This window comes from Vibrio sp. T20, assembly GCF_007858795.1.
Taxonomy (GTDB): domain Bacteria; phylum Pseudomonadota; class Gammaproteobacteria; order Enterobacterales; family Vibrionaceae; genus Vibrio; species Vibrio satsumensis.
The window spans coordinates 1-278 of record NZ_VFEB01000081.1; the positions used below are offsets into that span (position 1 = coordinate 1).

1 protein-coding gene is annotated in these 278 nt (G+C 45.0%); it reads right to left on the minus strand.

Annotated features, from left to right (window positions below):
• The coding region (locus FTW16_RS08370) for a hypothetical protein (RefSeq protein WP_146490675.1) at nt 1-278 on the minus strand (278 nt) is incomplete at both ends.

The window sequence follows — 278 nt, forward strand, 5'->3', positions numbered from 1 at the left end:
CAACGTGCACGTGTTCGTGATCTTTGAAAACCTTACGTACCAGTTTATAGGTTGTGCCTTTTTCTGGGCTAATGTTCTCTGGGGCTGCAATCAAAAGTTGCATGCCTAGACGATCACAAAGCTCAAACAGTGTTGAGATAGATTTGGCATCCAAACGTGCTGCCTCATCAAGGAACAACAAGCGACATGGGACGATATCTTTACTACGAAGTCGACGAGACTCCTCTTCACAACTTTGGATAACCATCAACAGAATGGATTGACCCGTACCGATAGCT